Source organism: Aeromonas sp. 55A, assembly GCF_051919665.1.
Taxonomy (GTDB): domain Bacteria; phylum Pseudomonadota; class Gammaproteobacteria; order Enterobacterales; family Aeromonadaceae; genus Aeromonas; species Aeromonas veronii.
In genome coordinates this window covers 16,398-31,499 of the sequence record NZ_JBQBEH010000001.1, presented here as the reverse complement: position 1 = coordinate 31,499, position 15,102 = coordinate 16,398, and the positions used below count along the sequence as shown (strand labels likewise).

The 15,102-nt window shown below is 55.0% G+C and carries 17 protein-coding genes; 10 read left to right on the top strand and 7 right to left on the bottom strand.

The window, feature by feature from the left end; translation table 11 throughout:
* Nucleotides 1–52 precede the first annotated feature (52 nt).
* The gene (gene pyrD / locus ACTG2G_RS00155; RefSeq protein ID WP_439984994.1) at nucleotides 53–1,060 is read left to right on the top strand and encodes a quinone-dependent dihydroorotate dehydrogenase; all 1,008 of its coding nucleotides are present in this window, start codon (nucleotides 53–55) and stop codon (nucleotides 1,058–1,060) included.
* Between the two features lie 90 nt (nucleotides 1,061–1,150).
* Nucleotides 1,151–1,687 (top strand): cell division protein ZapC, encoded by a 537-nt coding sequence (locus ACTG2G_RS00150; RefSeq protein ID WP_005345444.1) that lies wholly within the window; start codon nucleotides 1,151–1,153, stop codon nucleotides 1,685–1,687.
* Here ACTG2G_RS00150 and ACTG2G_RS00145 read toward each other — a convergent pair.
* A complete protein-coding gene (locus ACTG2G_RS00145; protein WP_439984992.1) occupies nucleotides 1,675–1,818 on the bottom strand; it encodes a hypothetical protein in 144 nt (47 codons plus the stop codon). The genes ACTG2G_RS00150 and ACTG2G_RS00145 overlap by 13 nt on opposite strands.
* 249 nt (nucleotides 1,819–2,067) lie before the next feature.
* Here ACTG2G_RS00145 and ACTG2G_RS00140 point away from each other — a divergent pair, with 249 nt between their 5' ends.
* From ACTG2G_RS00140 to rmf, 6 genes are all read left to right on the top strand, one after another.
* A complete protein-coding gene (locus ACTG2G_RS00140; protein ID WP_005336598.1) occupies nucleotides 2,068–2,331 on the top strand; it encodes a type B 50S ribosomal protein L31 in 264 nt (87 codons plus the stop codon).
* Entirely contained in the window at nucleotides 2,332–2,457 is a 126-nt protein-coding gene (gene ykgO / locus ACTG2G_RS00135) for a type B 50S ribosomal protein L36 (protein ID WP_439984991.1), read from the top strand.
* A 139-nt stretch (nucleotides 2,458–2,596) separates the two neighbouring features.
* Nucleotides 2,597–4,774 (top strand): bifunctional 23S rRNA (guanine(2069)-N(7))-methyltransferase RlmK/23S rRNA (guanine(2445)-N(2))-methyltransferase RlmL, encoded by a 2,178-nt coding sequence (gene rlmKL / locus ACTG2G_RS00130; RefSeq protein ID WP_219263899.1) that lies wholly within the window; start codon nucleotides 2,597–2,599, stop codon nucleotides 4,772–4,774.
* Nucleotides 4,774–5,004 (top strand): glutaredoxin family protein, encoded by a 231-nt coding sequence (locus ACTG2G_RS00125; protein WP_421386466.1) that lies wholly within the window; start codon nucleotides 4,774–4,776, stop codon nucleotides 5,002–5,004. The genes rlmKL and ACTG2G_RS00125 overlap by 1 nt, the downstream gene beginning before the upstream one ends.
* 73 nt (nucleotides 5,005–5,077) lie before the next feature.
* A complete protein-coding gene (gene uup / locus ACTG2G_RS00120) occupies nucleotides 5,078–6,988 on the top strand; it encodes an ATP-binding cassette ATPase Uup (protein WP_439984989.1) in 1,911 nt (636 codons plus the stop codon).
* Between the two features lie 158 nt (nucleotides 6,989–7,146).
* Entirely contained in the window at nucleotides 7,147–7,326 is a 180-nt protein-coding gene (rmf, locus tag ACTG2G_RS00115; RefSeq protein ID WP_005315693.1) for a ribosome modulation factor, read from the top strand.
* A gap of 84 nt (nucleotides 7,327–7,410) precedes the next feature.
* Here the strand turns inward: rmf and fabA are convergent, their stop codons facing one another.
* Complete coding sequence (gene fabA / locus ACTG2G_RS00110; RefSeq protein WP_005336586.1) at nucleotides 7,411–7,971, bottom strand: 3-hydroxyacyl-[acyl-carrier-protein] dehydratase FabA; 561 nt, start codon at nucleotides 7,969–7,971, stop codon at nucleotides 7,411–7,413.
* A gap of 77 nt (nucleotides 7,972–8,048) precedes the next feature.
* Nucleotides 8,049–10,025 carry a Lon protease family protein gene (locus ACTG2G_RS00105; protein ID WP_421386462.1) on the bottom strand — a complete coding sequence of 659 codons (1,977 nt, stop codon included), beginning with the start codon at nucleotides 10,023–10,025 and terminating at the stop codon, nucleotides 8,049–8,051.
* Nucleotides 10,026–10,165: 140 nt separating this feature from the next.
* On the opposite strand from ACTG2G_RS00105, the gene ACTG2G_RS00100 reads away from it, so the two are divergent.
* The gene (locus ACTG2G_RS00100; protein WP_216953578.1) at nucleotides 10,166–10,597 is read left to right on the top strand and encodes a hypothetical protein; all 432 of its coding nucleotides are present in this window, start codon (nucleotides 10,166–10,168) and stop codon (nucleotides 10,595–10,597) included.
* 24 nt (nucleotides 10,598–10,621) lie between these two features.
* On the opposite strand, the gene ACTG2G_RS00095 is transcribed toward ACTG2G_RS00100, so the two are convergent.
* From ACTG2G_RS00095 to ACTG2G_RS00080, 4 genes are all read right to left on the bottom strand, one after another.
* Nucleotides 10,622–10,771 carry a hypothetical protein gene (locus tag ACTG2G_RS00095; protein ID WP_216953579.1) on the bottom strand — a complete coding sequence of 50 codons (150 nt, stop codon included), beginning with the start codon at nucleotides 10,769–10,771 and terminating at the stop codon, nucleotides 10,622–10,624.
* A gap of 725 nt (nucleotides 10,772–11,496) precedes the next feature.
* Nucleotides 11,497–12,027, bottom strand: coding sequence for a hypothetical protein (locus ACTG2G_RS00090; RefSeq protein ID WP_266134645.1), 531 nt, complete (start codon nucleotides 12,025–12,027; stop codon nucleotides 11,497–11,499).
* A 5-nt stretch (nucleotides 12,028–12,032) separates the two neighbouring features.
* Complete coding sequence (locus tag ACTG2G_RS00085) at nucleotides 12,033–13,313, bottom strand: tyrosine-type recombinase/integrase (RefSeq protein WP_421386490.1); 1,281 nt, start codon at nucleotides 13,311–13,313, stop codon at nucleotides 12,033–12,035.
* Between the two features lie 434 nt (nucleotides 13,314–13,747).
* Entirely contained in the window at nucleotides 13,748–13,996 is a 249-nt protein-coding gene (locus tag ACTG2G_RS00080; RefSeq protein ID WP_439984988.1) for a YebG family protein, read from the bottom strand.
* 170 nt (nucleotides 13,997–14,166) lie between these two features.
* Between ACTG2G_RS00080 and ACTG2G_RS00075 the strand changes: the two genes are divergently transcribed.
* Nucleotides 14,167–15,042 (top strand): esterase/lipase family protein, encoded by an 876-nt coding sequence (locus ACTG2G_RS00075; RefSeq protein ID WP_439984987.1) that lies wholly within the window; start codon nucleotides 14,167–14,169, stop codon nucleotides 15,040–15,042.
* Nucleotides 15,043–15,102 lie beyond the last annotated feature (60 nt).

Genomic DNA, 15,102 nt, shown 5'->3' with positions numbered 1-15,102 from the left:
CATTACACCCAAAGCCCCGGCCAGTTGCCGGGGCTTTCTTTAAGGAGCAAAGATGTTGTACCCCATCGCTAGGCATTTCCTGTTCAAACTCAATCCGGAACAGGCTCACGATCTCTCCATGAAATATTTGCCCCGCCTTCTCGGTACGCCACTCGATTGTTTCTTCCGCCAGAATTTGCCGAAACGCCCCGTCACTGTCATGGGGCTTTCTTTTGCCAATCCGGTGGGGTTGGCGGCCGGTCTGGATAAAGATGGTGAGTGCATTGACGCGCTGGGCGCCATGGGATTTGGCTTTATCGAGGTCGGTACCGTCACCCCCAGACCCCAAAGCGGCAATGACAAGCCCCGCCTGTTCCGGGTTATTCCGGCAGAGGGGATCATCAACCGGATGGGATTCAACAACAAGGGGGTGGAGCATCTGGTGGCCAAGGTAAAAGAGACCAAATATCAGGGGGTCATCGGCATTAATATCGGTAAAAACAAAGATACTCCCATCGAACAGGGCAAGGATGATTACCTGATCTGCATGGACAAGGTTTATGATCATGCCGGTTATATTGCCGTCATCTCTTCCCCCAACACCCCGGGTTTGCGTTCGCTGCAATATGGCGAGGCGCTGGATGAATTGCTGGCTGCTCTCAAGGTGCGCCAGCAAGAGCTGGCCGCCCAATATAAAAAGTATGTGCCACTGGCGGTTAAAATTGCCCCGGATTTAAGCCTTGAAGAAATAGATCAGGTGGCCGCTTCGCTGGTACGGAATGGTATTGATGGGGTTATCGCCACCAATACCACCCTCGAGCGCGAGATGATTTATGACATGCCCCACGCCGGTGAAGCGGGTGGCCTGAGTGGTCGTCCGCTGCAGCACAAGAGTACCGAGGTGATCCGTCATCTGGCCAAGGCGCTCAATGGTGCTCTGCCAATTATCGGTGTGGGTGGTATTGATAGTGCCATGGCCGCCCGTGAAAAATTGGCCGCCGGTGCCAGTCTGGTACAAATTTATAGCGGCTTTATTTATAAAGGGCCGGGGTTGGTCAAAGAGATTGTGACCAATATTTAAGAAATAGATGGCGGGGCCCTTTATTTGACGTTGCTGATTTCCTGCATATGGAATAAAGTCAACTGGTAATTATCAAGTAAGGGCTCCAACATGTTTATCCAACCGACCGATAGCTGGCAATGGCACTATGATGCCCAGAGTGACCGTCTGATGTTGGACCTGTCTGATAACATGTTATTTGCGACCGAGTATAAAGGGCGACAATTGGTGCCCAGCTCATTTGCAACCCAGCCTTTTTGTGTTGATGATGCCGCCCTCTATTATCAGTTGATGGATAAAGCAGCCGAACTTGAGTGGAGTATTCCGCATCAGGTTCAGTTGGTGCTTAATGCCATCGCGGTCAGTCGTTTTTATAAACCCCTGATGCCGCAAAGCTGGTTTTTTAGTGAACAGCATCCGCAAGTGATCCCGCAAAACGGTGATCTGGTCCTGATGAATACACCTCATGGCAACGGCGAATTTATGGTCATTGAGGCAGGGGATCAGGCTAGCGTCTGTTTGAACCTCACTGCCGATCTGGTATTGACCACCAGTAAAACCTTGCCGCGTTTCGGGGTGATCAAGGTGATGAATAACCGGATGAAGCCGCGTATTACCGTGACCGAGCAATATCGTCAGGTCAGTTGATATATTTTCACCAATCTTTTTATCTCTGTGATTATACCGCTGCCTGTTTTTACTGTGATCACCTCAATAGCGCCTCGTTTCTGATACTTCATTGATCCGCGATCATCTTGCCCATTCTCATTGATCTTCATGGTTGTGATCCTGCCTCTCTTGAGGCTTGTTACATCCACTTGCACCTCGTGTTCTGACCCACGCAGTGTCTTGGTCTTTCGTGCTGCAAGCATGGTACCTTCCTCTTGTTTCGTTCTGCTTGCGTGGTGCCTTCACCTCGCTATCAACACATCACTCACTGCTGCGATTTTCTACATACGACATTTTATGCTTGAAACGAGAGCTATTCTCACTTACATTTTGTTATAATATAACAAAATGGAGTTGCTATGAAGCCTCATATTCATCCTGATTATCGTTTGGTGCTGTTCCATGACACGGCGGCAGATGCCTTTTTCCTGGTCGGTTCAACCATCAAGAGCGATCGCCGCTACACGTGGCAAGATGGGAAGGAGTATCCCTACGTATCGCTCGATGTTTCCAGCCAGTCGCACTCGTTCTATACCGGCAAGCAGAAGCAGGTATCGAGCGAGGGGAGTGTAGCCCGTTTCAACAAGCGCTTTGGCGCATTTTCAAGCAAGAAGGAGTCCTGAATGCTGGTCGTCTGTTCACTCAAATCCGCACGGGCGCGTCATCCCGATTGTCAGTTGGTGCGCCGCCGCGGCAAATTGTTCGTGATTTGCAAAAGCAATCCCCGTTTCAAGGCTCGCATGAAGTGATCCGCTAAATGATGTCTGGCCCCATGATCTCGCCATCGGGTTGTCATGGGGCCTTTTACCTTTTCACCACCTATCAATCTGTTTCCATCCTGCTGTTTGCGCCGACTTTTGCATGCTCCAGCCCGCCTGATGAGGTATAATGCGGCACTATTTTTATGGGTTCCCCGTGAGCGTGATGAAAGAATTTTTTGCAACCTGCCCCAAGGGGCTGGAAAACCTGTTGGCCGACGAGCTGACCAATCTTGGCGCAGAGCAGGTCCGTGAGACCGTGGCTGGCGTCCATTTCAAAGGCGAACTGGCGATTGGCTACAAGGCCTGCCTGTGGAGCCGTTTTGCCTCCCGTATCGTGCTGGTGCTCTCCGAATTCCAGATGAACGATGATCTGGATCTCTATCTGGGCGCCCACACAATCCCCTGGGAAGAGCACTTCTCCGGTACCTCTACCATCGCGGTGGACTTTACCGGTACCAACCCTGCCATTCGCAATACCCAATATGGCGCGCTGAAAATCAAGGATGCCATCGTCGACCGCTTCACCAAGCGCGGTCACGTGCGTCCGGACGTGGACAAGAAGTCGCCGGATATTCGCATCATGGCGCACCTGGGCAAAGGCAAGGCCAATATCACGCTGGACTTGTCAGGCCCGGCGTTGCATCAGCGTTTCTATCGTCAGGGCACCGGTGAAGCTCCGCTCAAAGAAAACCTAGCCTGCGCCATGATTGCCCGTAGTGGCTGGGCCGGTGAGCCCATGATGGACCCGATGTGCGGTTCCGGTACGCTGCTGATCGAAGCGGCCTTTATCGCGGCCGACATGGCGCCGGCGCTGCGCCGCGAGCGCTTCGGTTTCGATCGCTGGCTGCAGCACGATAGTGAGCTGTGGCAGAGCCTGATGATGGAAGCGCAAGTGCGCGCCAAACGCGGTATGCAGCGTTGTGAAGTGAAGCTGTTTGGCTGTGATGCCGACCAGCGCGTGCTGCTCAAAGCTCGCGACAACGCCAAAGCGGCCGGTGTGGCCCACCTCATCACCTTCAAGCAGGCCGATGTCACCAAGCTGGAAAACCCACTGCCGATGCCGACTGTGGAAGGGGAGGCTCGCCAAGTCGGTATGCTGATCTCCAACCCGCCTTACGGCGAGCGTCTTGGCGAGTTCCCGGCGCTGCTGGAAGTGCATCAGGCCCTTGGCGATGCTCTGCGTCGCAGCTTCCAGGGTTGGAAAGTCTCTATTCTTTCCGCATCCCCCGAGCTGCTCAGCTGTCTGCGCCTGCGCGCCGACAAGCAATATCGCCTGTTCAACGGCGCCCTCGAGTGTCAGCTGCGCAATTATCAAATCGCACTGGACTCCGTGGCCTCCCAAAAAGAGGTGGCGCAGGACTTTGCCAACCGTCTGCGCAAGAATCTGAAAACCCTCGAGAAGTGGGCCAACAAAGAGGGCATCGATTGCTATCGCCTCTACGATGCCGATTTGCCGGAATACAACGCCGCCATCGACCGTTATCAGGACTATCTGGTGGTGCAAGAGTATGCCGCGCCCAAAGACATCCCCGCCCAGAAAACCCGTCAACGTCTGCTCGACATGGTTCAGGCCGCCATCAAGGTGACCGGCATGGACGGCGAGAAAGTGATCCTGAAGGTGCGTGAGCGTCAGGAAGGGAAACAACAGTATCAGAAGCTCTCCGAAGAGCAGCACCGGATGGAAGTGCAGGAGTACGGTGCCCGTCTGTGGGTCAACCTCTACGACTATCTGGATACCGGCCTGTTCCTCGACCACCGTCAGACTCGCCGCATGCTGGGTCAGATGGCCAAGGGCAAGCGCTTCCTGAACCTGTTTGCCTACACCGGCAGTGCCACCGTGCACGCAGGTCTTGGCGGTGCCAGCGAGACCACCACAGTGGACATGTCCCACACCTACCTGAACTGGGCGCAGGACAACATGCGTCTCAACTCGCTGGTGGGCCGTCAGCACAAGTTTGTGCAGGCAGATTGCCTGAAGTGGCTGTCGGAAGCGGACGAGCAGTACGACCTCATCTTCATCGATCCGCCCACCTTCTCCAACTCCAAGCGGATGGACGAGAGCTTCGACGTACAGCGCGATCACCTGTTGCTGATGCAGCACCTGAAGCGCCTGCTGGCGGCGGACGGCACTCTGGTCTTCTCCAACAACAAGCGTCACTTCAAGATGGATCTGGCCGGTCTCGAGGCCACTGGTCTCAAGGCCCAGAACATCACCCAGAAGACGCGACCGAAGGATTTCGAGCGCAACCAGCACATCCACAACTGCTGGATCATCACCCATGCACCGGAGCAAGGCGAGGCGTGATGCTGACCCTGTTTCATACCGACGGTTGCCACCTGTGCGAGCTGGCCTGGGCGCTGGTGGAGGAGGCAGGTCTTGCCGCCGCCACCCGCCAGTGCGACATCATGGATGATGAGCAGTGGCTTGCCGCCTATCGGGTGCGCATTCCGGTGCTGCGTGACGAAGCAGGCCGCGAGCTCGGTTGGCCCTTCACACTGGCCGAGCTCAAAGGCTGGCTCGCTCGTCAGGGTTGATTTGTGATTTGACGATGAAACGGGAGCAGACCCAGTCTGTTGCCCGTTTTTTCATATGAGATAAGGAACGAACATGGCTCTTTTAACATTGCACGGCGCGTGTCTGTCGTTCAGTGATTTTCCGTTGCTCGACAAGGCCGAGCTGACCATAGAGCGAGGCGAGCGCCTCTGTCTGGTGGGCCGCAACGGGGCGGGCAAGTCCACCCTGATGAAGGTCATTGCCGGTGAATTGCCCCTCGATGATGGCCGTCTGGTGTTGCAGCAGGACTTGAAAGTGACTCGTCTTGAGCAGGATCCGCCCACCTCGAGCGAGCTCACCGTGTTTGATTACGCCGCCGAAGGGCTGGCCGGAGTCGGTGAGCTGCTCAAGCAGTATCACCACGTCTCCATGGCGCTGGCGAGTGACCCGTCCGATGCCAACATTCGCAAGATGAGCCAGCTGCAGGAGCAGCTCGATTATCAGAATGGCTGGCAGTACGAGACCCGCATCAATCAGGTGCTGACCCTGCTTGGTCTTGATCCTGACGTGACCCTCGACAGTCTCTCCGGTGGCTGGCTGCGCAAGGTGGCGCTGGCCCGTGCACTGGCATGCGATCCCGATCTGCTGCTGCTCGATGAGCCGACCAACCACCTGGATATCGAGGCCATCAACTGGCTGGAAGAGTTCCTCAAGGATTTCCGTGGCGCCATCGTTTTCATCTCCCACGACCGTGAGTTCATCCACAAGCTGGCGACCCGGATCATCGATCTGGATCGCGGCGTGATCACCTCCTGGCCCGGCAACTATGACGAGTACCAGCAGGGCAAAGAGGAGTGGCTGCGGGTCGAAGAGCTGAAAAATGCCGAGTTCGATCGCAAGCTGGCGCAGGAGGAGGTGTGGGTACGCCAGGGGATCAAGGCGCGCCGTACCCGTAACGAGGGGCGAGTGCGCGCCCTCAAGGCGATGCGCATGGAGCGTACCCAGCGTCGCGAACTGCAGGGCAAAGCCAAGCTGCAACTCGACGAGGCGAGCCGCTCCGGCAAGCTGGTATTTGAAGCTGAAGGGTTGGGACTCGACTTTGGTGATCGCACCCTGTTCGAGGGGCTAGATCTGCAGGTGCTGCGTGGCGACAAGATTGCGCTGGTCGGCCCCAACGGTTGCGGCAAGTCGACCCTGATCAAGCTGCTGCTGGGTCAGCTAGATGCCACTCGTGGTTCGGTGCGTCAGGGTACCAATCTGGAAGTGGCCTACTTCGATCAGTACCGCGAACAGCTCGATCCCGAGAAAACGGTGGTGGACAACGTCGGGGAGGGCAAGCAGGAGGTGATGGTGCGTGGCCGCTCCCGTCACATCCTTGGTTACTTGCAGGACTTCCTGTTTGAACCCAAGCGGGCTCGAACGCCGGTCAAGGTACTCTCCGGCGGTGAGAAAAACCGTCTGCTGCTGGCCAAGCTGTTCCTTAAACCCAGCAACCTGCTGATCCTCGATGAACCGACCAACGATCTCGACGTCGAAACGCTTGAATTGCTGGAAGAGCTGCTGGCGGACTATCCAGGCACTCTGCTGCTGGTGAGTCACGATCGTCGTTTCATTGACAATACCGTGACCGGTTGCTGGCTGTTTGAGGGGGATGGCCGCATCAGCGACTACGTGGGCGGCTATGCCGACATGATGGCGACCCGCGAACAGCAGAATGCCCAGCAACAGGTCAAGTGCACACCGGTGAAGGCTCCCGAGCCGCTAGCCACAGTGAGCGAAGCGCCGAAGAAAGGCAAAAAACTCTCCTACAAGCTGCAGCTTGAACTGGATGGTCTGCCGGCGCGTCTTGAGCAGCTGGAAGCCGAACTCGATGCGCTGCAAAGCGAGATCAACCAGCCAGGGTTCTTCTCGCTGCCGGCAGATAAAACCCAGCCGAAACTCGATGCGCTCAATGCCGCTGAAGCCGCGCTGGAACAGGCATTTGCTCGCTGGGAAGAGCTGGAAGGACTCAAAAATCAGGAGTAAGTTCCCTGTAATTAAAACTTAATCCAGTTCAGTGCCTTGTGTCACATAGCCCGGTTAGGGTGGAAGTTTTTGTTTGACCGAGTGCGCTCGCAGGAGTAAAGATGAAAGCGACCGATGCAGAATTGGTCGCTTTTTTTGTTCCACGAAGAGGGTCGTAGATGATGAAGAGACAGAAGCGGGACCGTCTGGAAAGAGCTCGTGCTCGTGGTTATCAGGCTGGCGTGGTCGGCAAACAGAAAGAAGCGTGTCCGTATCAATGCCTGGATGCCCGAGGGCATTGGCTTGGTGGTTGGCGTGACGCCATGGAAGGGCGGGGCTCAGGCCTCTTCATGAAGTAGCAGGTACTTCATCACTCATTACAAAAGGAAAGGGGCCGTTGTGGCCCCTTTGCGTTAATGCTGTTTTACCACCAATCAGAGAGATCAGAATGCGGTGGTATCTTTGAACAGGCCCACTTTCAGGTCGGTGGCGCTGTAGATAGGACGGCCGTCGACTTCGACCACACCATCAGCAATCCCCATCACCAGCTTGCGGTTGATGACGCGCTTGAAGGTGATCTTGTAGGTCACTTTCTTGGCAGTCGGCAGGATCTGGCCGGTAAATTTCACTTCACCGACACCCAGCGCACGGCCTTTGCCCGGGCCACCTTTCCAGCCAAGGAAGAAGCCAACCAACTGCCACATGGCATCCAGACCGAGACAGCCAGGCATCACGGGATCACCCGGGAAGTGGCAATCGAAGAACCAGAGATCCGGAGTAATGTCGAGCTCAGCCAGGATCTCGCCCTTGCCGTGTTCGCCGCCGTTGTCATTGATCTTGACGATGCGGTCCATCATCAACATGTTGGGGGCAGGCAGCTGACTGTTACCCTCACCAAACAGTTCGCCACGGCTGCAAGCCAGCAGCTCTTCACGGGTAAAAGAGTTCTTGCCCTGTTCGCACAGGGAAAGGCGGGCTTCCATGGTGGTATTGTCTACGGTCACGCGGTATTTCCTTCAAATGGGTCAAAGCCTGGCCAATTTAGCTTACAGTTGTTAGCTAAACAACTCCGATCACTTCATCAGCGGCCAAACAGGCGCCCCAACAGGGATTGCAGCAGTCCGACTTTGGCAGTGGAGCCGTTCAACTCGTCCAACCGCTCCTGAATACGGCCAAACAGGGTATCGGGCATATCAGGCTCACCGGCGACACAGCCAGTCAGCAACTCGATGGCCTCTTCCACATGATCCACCGGGTGGATGTGGAACTGGCCTGCTTCAACCGCTGCAATCACCTCGTCAGAGAGGTTCAGCTGCTGGATGTTGGTGCCCGGCAAAATGATCCCTTGCTTGCCGGTGATGCCGTGGATTTTGCACACCCGGAAGAAGCCTTCAATCTTCTCGTTCACGCCACCAACGGCCTGCACATTGCCAAACTGATCGACCGCACCGGTCACGGCGAAGTGCTGATAGATAGGCTGGCGGGCGAGGGCAGAGAGCAGGGCACACAAGCCGGTCAGGGAGGCGCTGTCGCCATCAATTTCGTGGTAAGACTGCTCGAACACCAGATTGGCCGACAGGGGGGAGGGGTTCTCTGCACCAAATTTGTTGGAGAGATAGCCGTGGATAATCATCATCGCCTTGGCGTGGATATGACCGGCCAGCTCCGCTTTGCGCTCGATATCCGCCACATCGCCATCACCAAGGTGTACGGTCGCGGTGAGGCGCACCGGTTCACCGAAGTCATAGGGGTGACCGGAGACCTGAATGACAGACAGGCCGTTGATCTGGCCAATCTCTTCGCCATCGGTTTGCAGCAGGATCTGGCCGTCGATAACCCCCTGATCGGACTGCTCAACCAGATAGTTGAGGCGGTAATCCTGCTCTTCCAGTGCGCCGCTAATATGCTCGTCGGTGACCACATCAGATTCCAGCTCCCGGGCCAGACTGTCAGCCATCCGCATGATGGCGGAGAGTTGCACTTCGGAGAGCGACAGCCACTCCTGATGGTCACAGAGGCGGCTGGCATGACGACAAAGGGCGGCGAGGGCGGCTGGCGTGAAGTCCAGCAGACTCCAACGCTGGCGCAGCCAGGCCAGGTACTGCAGAAATTCCTGCAGATCCTCTTCAATATTCACCTCTGACACCAGATCCGCGCGCAGGAAGATGCGTTCGGACATATCGCGATCCAGCATCTGGAACTCGGCCACGTCGAGTCGGTCACCGACCAGGATCAGCTTGAGCTTGATGGGGGTCGCTTCAGGCGCGAAGAAGGGGGTCAGGGTTTTCCCTTCCTGATAGGCGTTCCAGTCCAGCTCGCCTTTTTGCATGGCATTTTTTAGTTTGAACCAGAGGTGCGGCTGATCCAGCAGCTCGTCCAGTTGCAAAATGAGGTAGCCGCCGTTGGCTTCGCGCAGCAAGCCAGGCTCCAACAGGTGCTGGTTAGCATAGACAGAGCCTTGCTCTGTCTGGTAGTTGATGGAGCCAAACAGGGTATCCCAGTTGAGATCACGGCCATAAATCACCGGCGCTTCCTGCGCTTCGTGATGGATCAACAGGTTGATCAGAATGGGGTGCTGAAACTCCAGACCCAATGCCACGTGAGCCGCCAGATCGGAGAGGAAATCATCGATTTTCGGATCATTGTTCTGCTTGCGCATGATGCGGGTCACGATGCGTTCGGCATCGAGATGGTGGCTCAACAGCTTGAGCAGTTCGCCAACCATTTCGCAAAACTCGACGCCAGTGCCCGGTTGCAGGCGCAGCCAGATAGGCTTGTATGGGTTGTTCAGATTCTCGGTGTAGCAAAGGTCAAACAGGTCACCATCCTTGCCATTTGAGTCGGCAATCAACGTTTGGCAAACGCCTTCGTAATCTGCGCCGGGGAACCCGTTGAGCAGCATGACCGGACAGTCACCATCAAAACTGGCAAGACGTTTGATGCCGGAAATGGCTCTGGGTTGCAGCGCAGCAAAGGGGATAGGTTCAAGCTCGCTGAGCTTGGTGAACTGTTCAATCGCAAAAGCGGGTTTTAATTGTTCTGATGTTAATTCAGCCACTTAAGACATCCGGTCGAAGATAGGATCAATTGTTGCCATTATACACAGTTCAATAAGTGGTGACAGGAAACAAGATAGTTGATTTAACATAATATGCATTATGCGCAGTGATGGGTTTCTACGTTTTGGAGTTATTTCCGATGAAACACAGCCGTCGCCCACAGGATCGACTCTTGCTGGATGCATTAACCGCCGGTGTCGATCTGTTGACACCACTGCGGCGCCATCGGTTTCGGCAGCTAGATATCAGTGTGCCCGATGACCACCAGTTGCTGTGGTTCGACGTGTTCCCGTTGGCCGGTGCGTTGGTGTTGATTCATAAGGACACCCCGTTGTGGATCTGCCGCTGGCAGTTGGTCAACCGTGTGGCGGTTATCCACGACTGGCGGGCCTTTTGGTACACCCATCAACAGGATTTTGCCCATCTGCCGCTGGAGGCGATTTGTTGGCTATCCAGTCGTTACCAGGTTAAATGGGATTCGCCCAGTGGCAGGTACTTTTGGCAGCGCTGCCTGCGGGAGGCCCGCGCCCGTGGCCTGTCGGTGAACGCTAGTGCTATAGGCCAGCCCTAAACATTGCTCACCGGGTTGGATGGCTCAGGCATGATCGATTGGCGCGACCTCGCGGCGTGCAGCATGGAGCTCGTCGGACATTTCCCCTGGGCTGATGCGCCGCACCACATCCACAGGCCAGGCGCTGCCGGTTTGCAGGACGCTGATGATCTCGGTCATTTCTGGGTGAGACATGTTGAAGGTCAAGAATAACAGAGTCTTTACAAATTATGCCGATAACCCCATTTATCGGCATCTCTGTGAGAGATAACATTGAGTGAATTTAACCACTACGGCGACACAACTCCGGTCAATGCGATCCATGATGAAGAACCATCTTGATATCTTGCAGCCAAATGCAGAAGAACCTCACCTAAAGCAGGCAATGCATCGTGCTTGGTGCCATAGCGTTGGCAATAGAATTGGCTAGTTCACCAACTGCTCATTTAGCTGTACCCGAACATGTCTTGGGACCATGTCCCCTCCCCTTAGTCGATATTCTGAAACCACAAATGTCCCATCTTGAGACAAGAGTCCACTATTAGAGGCTGTCTTGACCTGGTTAAAGTAGTCGCCTTAATGGGTGGACAGATCCCCTGCCCTTACTCAAAATGCTAAAAATGCAAATTTCCCGTATTGAATAGTTCACACTTACAACAGTGCCGGATCATTAATGCCCTTGATGCAATAAGCGCTCCCTCCCCTCTTGGTTTTCGTGACTTTTATAATGGTGCATTTAACGTAACCATTTATATATTTTCGTTATGTTGTGTTTGGCTCCTGAGTGTTTTCGGTAGCCCACGATGATGACCATTCGTATAAGTCATCAAATCACCTTTTTAGACCTCAATGCACTCTACAGAGAGAATGAAAAAGACCCGCCTTTTGCGAGACGAGTCTTGTTCTTTCAATCCGGCTGATCAGGCTATTAGCCAATGTTTGCGTTTGGGCATGGGCGTTCGCGGATGGGATATGTGGGCATTGCTGCACATATCCATGATTAGCCTCTTCAGTTCATTCATATCGACAGCGTGAAGTGTTAACGACCAGAATGCTCTCGCCTGGCTGTAGTGCATGCCGTTGGTATAGAGCAGGGTGTCATTTGCAAAATGAAGTTGGCTACAGGGTGCCTCCATCTGCAATCCTGTTTCGGGAAACCAGATATTCAACGTGCCTGAGGGGATAAGGGTAAATTGCGCCATCAGATCGCCTTGTCCGACAATCTTGTAGGTCTTCTTGATGATGTCTATCGGCATAGGGGGTTGTCTCGATGTTTGAGCAAGCGATTTGGTTATTTTTCTCTCTGATACGGAATAAATATTGATCCCGCGGATGGCTACCTGCTCGTTCTTAACAGCCCTGCTGTTCCCTGAACCGGTTGCCATCCAGAGAAGTACAAAATAACGGCACCAGCTTGAATGAGACCTTAATGAATCACTTTTTTTGGTCACGATGCTCACCCGCCCTTTGAACGATTATCTCTCGTTTGTTGGCTCAATCTGTCTAGCGGTTTTTGTTGCGCGCTCTCATGTCGTTCGCTGTTGCTGGTGTGCAGGTATTTCGAAGTGGTGTCGATGCTGTCATGTCCTGCATCGGCTTGTACGTGGGAAAGCGGTCTCCCATGCAGGTTGATGTCATGGGTGATCCCGGTGTGGCGGATCGCATGGGGAGAGAGTTGCCGCATTTCGGCCGCATCCTGGACAAATCCATCCTGCTCTGCCAATTCTGCGCCTTTACCGATGATCACCATGATCAAATCCCGTAACTGGCGAATACCGAGATTGGCGTTGAGTTCCCCTTGCTCGCGGCCGTGGGCTGCCGCTTTATGGCGAACGAACAGCGGTGTCTGTTCATCCGGTGTTGGCAAGGGAGAAAGACCGAGGAAACGGCGGTAGCGTTCGAGTGCCGCCAACAGCGCTTGGGATACCGCTACGGTACGCCGTTTGCCCCCTTTGCTTTGCGGAATAAAGTAGCCCCAGACGCCGGTTTTACGATCCCGCCTGAACTGCCCCATCACAGGGGTAAAGCCCGGCCGGGCTGCAACCTCAGAGATCCGCAGATAGCAGGCGTACATCAGAATGGTGAGAAAACGGCTGCGTTCGTGTTGCTCCGGATGGTCGTTGGCAAGGGTGTCGGCGGCCTGCATAACGTATGACCACTGCAACTCGCTGAAGACCTGCACCTGATCATTGGCCTCCAGCTGTTGCGGCCGTTTGACCCGCTGCAGTAGCAGAGCGGGATTCCTGTCCATGTACTCCTCCTGGATCAGGAACTGGAAGAAGGCGGACAAGATGGCGAGCTTGGTCTTCATCGCCTGCTCGCTTAGGCGATAGGGCAAGGTGCGGCCCAGCTCCCGCTTGCCGAGAAACGGTCGCCATTGCGGGTTGGGCAACCGCTCTCCCCACTCCTTGTCGAGGACAAACTGCGCCACGTTGCGATAGGCGATCAACTCTTCAGGGGGCGACTGACAGTAGTCGAGATAGCGGATCATGATGCGGCGAGTGAGATCTTTCGGGCTGATGGCCGCCTCGCGAAAGCACCAGTGCAAAAAAGTGGTCAGTTCGCTGCGATAGGTTTTGTAGTTGTTTTCGCTGTTGCGCTGCTCCAGCAGCCAATCGACCGCCAGTTCGTAAACCAGCCCGGCATCGGGCACATCGTTGAGGCTGAGGTTGGCAAGGTACTGATTGACCTGTGGGTTACCGGCCTCCAGATAGATAAGGCTGTCAAACAGCGGCATGGCTGGCGGCAAGGATAAAGGTTGTTGAGTCATGGTGTTGCTTGTTGATGCTGAGATGAGTCGGTATGAGCCTGTGAGCCGAGTTGCTAGAAAAGGGCTCGTGATACATGAATGCGGCTTCTATTGGGATTGGTACTGCCTCTTGTTGTTGCTGATTAAGGTCACCAGGAGCGATCTGGATAACGTTCTCTCCACTGTTTGCTCATTATTTCCTCATAGATCTGGCTGGTGTCGCTCAGTGGTGCACGCTATTCAGTTATGCATGGGATATGCAGAATGGTTAAAAAATTCTCGGGGTAAATAGCCGTGAAAGTGGTTTTAAATGCAAATAAAGTGAATGCCGCGAGCTGTTTATCCCGAGAAATAGCAGGTCTGTGCAATCAGGCCACCTGCTTTAGTGGCTTCTCCTTGCGCTTGGCTGCTGGGGCCTCTTCCTATTTCGTGCCTGACTGAACCTTGCCGCCGCGCAGCAGGGTTTGCAGCACATCGCGCTGCTCTGCCAAGTAGAATGCCAGACTCTCTTGCTGCTCTGGCGCCAACTCGATCGGGGCACCAGCCAACAGGGTCATCAACTCGTCGGCCGTATCCAGCAGCTTGTCATAGGCATCGGCCTCTTTTTTGCTGGCAAAGGTCATTTTTTCCACTCCCCCACGAACAACCACATATTTGATCTCGACAGCCATGATGGCCTCCTCTTGGTGATGATGGATAGAGTATATGTATGGATATACAGTATTGCAAATAACCTCATCGGAAAAGAGTTCGCCGGGGGTTAGCGACAAAAGCCGCGCTGGATCAAGCTGTCTCAAAGTGCCGTTTGACTTCCACGCCTGACTGGTCGGATCATGGCCTTATGACGATCGTACGACACCTGTTTATCCTGCTGATGGTAGAGGTGCTGCTCCTTGGGAGTATCGCCCACTTGGTCGTGGGATTCCCCTGGTTGCTGACCCTGCTGTTTGTTGTGTTTGCCCTGCTTGGGTTGCGTTGTCTGGTGGTGCTCGGCAGCTGGCTGTTTACCCGTTTCTACCCCTCCCCGGCTATCGGCCCCTGGCGCAGGGTGAAGATGATGGCGCAGGAGATGCTGGCCTACCTCTACACCTTCACCTTGCTGTTGCCGTTCGAGCCTTTGCTGATGGCACCCGATCGGCTGCGTCCATGCCAGCGCCCCGTATTGCTGGTGCATGGTTACGGTTGCAGTCGCGGGATCTGGCGTACCCAGCGCACCCGACTGGAGACAGCAGGCCATGTGGTCGCCACCATTACCCTGATGCCACCATTTGGTCATATCGATGACATGGTGCCGCTATTGGCCAAGCGAATTGACGATGTGCTGGCGCAAACCGGGGCTGACAAGCTGGTACTGGTCGGCCACAGTATGGGCGGGCTGGTCTGCCGCGACTATCTGGCTATCCATGGTGGTGACAAGGTCGCACGGCTGATCACGCTGGCCACCCCTCATCAGGGCAGTCAGCTTGCCGCCCTTGGGCTTGGGGCCAATGCCCGTGAGATGGAGCCCGGTTCCGGTTGGTTACAGCGTTTTGCCTCGGTGCCGCTTTGCGTGCCCGGTATCTCGGTGCGCACCAGTCACGACAATGTGGTGATGCCGCAGGAGCGGCAACGATTGGCGGGAATGGAAGATATCGAGTTGCCTGCCATTGGCCATCTCTCTCTGCTCTACTCGCGCCGCACGACTGATCTGCTGCTTTATCTGCTGTCCCGAGTCTGACCCTCCTTAACCGTTCTTCAACTGCTATTCCAAATAAAACAGGGGCCTGATTGCTCAGGC

Coding starts and splice junctions, on each gene's coding strand:
- pyrD (WP_439984994.1), top strand. CDS start 53: ATGTTGTACCCCATCGCTAGGCATTTCCTGTTCAAACTCAATCCGGAA.
- ACTG2G_RS00150 (WP_005345444.1), top strand. CDS start 1,151: ATGTTTATCCAACCGACCGATAGCTGGCAATGGCACTATGATGCCCAG.
- ACTG2G_RS00145 (WP_439984992.1), bottom strand. CDS start 1,818: ATGAAGATCAATGAGAATGGGCAAGATGATCGCGGATCAATGAAGTAT.
- ACTG2G_RS00140 (WP_005336598.1), top strand. CDS start 2,068: ATGAAGCCTCATATTCATCCTGATTATCGTTTGGTGCTGTTCCATGAC.
- ykgO (WP_439984991.1), top strand. CDS start 2,332: ATGCTGGTCGTCTGTTCACTCAAATCCGCACGGGCGCGTCATCCCGAT.
- rlmKL (WP_219263899.1), top strand. CDS start 2,597: ATGCGGCACTATTTTTATGGGTTCCCCGTGAGCGTGATGAAAGAATTT.
- ACTG2G_RS00125 (WP_421386466.1), top strand. CDS start 4,774: ATGCTGACCCTGTTTCATACCGACGGTTGCCACCTGTGCGAGCTGGCC.
- uup (WP_439984989.1), top strand. CDS start 5,078: ATGGCTCTTTTAACATTGCACGGCGCGTGTCTGTCGTTCAGTGATTTT.
- rmf (WP_005315693.1), top strand. CDS start 7,147: ATGATGAAGAGACAGAAGCGGGACCGTCTGGAAAGAGCTCGTGCTCGT.
- ACTG2G_RS00100 (WP_216953578.1), top strand. CDS start 10,166: ATGAAACACAGCCGTCGCCCACAGGATCGACTCTTGCTGGATGCATTA.
- ACTG2G_RS00095 (WP_216953579.1), bottom strand. CDS start 10,771: ATGTCTCACCCAGAAATGACCGAGATCATCAGCGTCCTGCAAACCGGC.
- ACTG2G_RS00085 (WP_421386490.1), bottom strand. CDS start 13,313: ATGCCGCTGTTTGACAGCCTTATCTATCTGGAGGCCGGTAACCCACAG.
- ACTG2G_RS00080 (WP_439984988.1), bottom strand. CDS start 13,996: ATGGCTGTCGAGATCAAATATGTGGTTGTTCGTGGGGGAGTGGAAAAA.
- ACTG2G_RS00075 (WP_439984987.1), top strand. CDS start 14,167: ATGACGATCGTACGACACCTGTTTATCCTGCTGATGGTAGAGGTGCTG.